The organism is Caballeronia glebae, from assembly GCF_001545035.1.
In the GTDB taxonomy this organism is placed as follows: Bacteria; Pseudomonadota; Gammaproteobacteria; order Burkholderiales; family Burkholderiaceae; genus Caballeronia; species Caballeronia glebae.
This window is the reverse complement of record NZ_FCOJ02000187.1, coordinates 1-656: the sequence shown is the minus strand read 5'-3', so window position 1 is coordinate 656 and position 656 is coordinate 1. Positions and strand designations below refer to the sequence as shown.

The 656-nt window shown below is 53.0% G+C and carries 1 protein-coding gene; it reads left to right on the top strand.

Going from position 1 to position 656, the window contains the following annotated elements:
• Positions 1 to 246: 246 nt before the first annotated feature.
• On the top strand, positions 247 to 585 hold the full coding sequence (locus AWB82_RS36735; protein ID WP_086974114.1) for a hypothetical protein: 339 nt from the start codon (positions 247 to 249) through the stop codon (positions 583 to 585).
• Positions 586 to 656: the final 71 nt, after the last annotated feature.

Sequence of the window (656 nt, the reverse complement as noted above, 5' to 3'; positions counted from 1 at the left end):
CGCCTCAAGGGTTCGCTGCGCCGGGCTCCCGCCCGCCCTTGACCCGCACAAACACCCACTCTGAATTCAAAAGAGGCGTAATTGTCTCCGCACCCTCTTATTGACGAACGAAGGATTGGCTGCCGTCATAACGCGACAGTCTTAAACGTGTTTCCCGTTAGCTCAACATGTAGCGTTAGCCTTTGGATCAGGCGTTCTTTAAAGGACCCCCTTGGCGAAGCACGAGGCTCCTCGACAGGTCTTATCATGGCTTCACAACTTATCCCTCCGTTCCTGGCGATAGGAGATCAAGTCTCCGTAACCGCGATTCCCGAAGCGTACTATGCGCAAACCGGCGAACGTCTTTTTTATGCGGACGAGCGCATATGGGTATTCAAGCACAACCCGTTTATGGACTTCAGATTGCCGCGACCCGATGATCATGAACTATGCCTGGTGCCTGACGCACGCGTCGGCCCTGACATTCACAACTATCTTCAACGCTACAACAGTACCGTCTTTGGATCGCAAACGGAATTCCTCCTGAGCGGCCTGGGGCTTAGAGCCCTTAACAAAATGAACGAAAGGGCTGTTAACCCGCGATGAATGCTGTTAACCTTTTCATTGTTTCGACGGTGAAAAGGACATGGCCAAGCCGCTACTCGACGACGCCCTTT

Bases quoted from the DNA above. Each gene is read 5' to 3' on its own strand.
- AWB82_RS36735 (WP_086974114.1), top strand. From the start codon at position 247: ATGGCTTCACAACTTATCCCTCCGTTCCTGGCGATAGGAGATCAAGTC.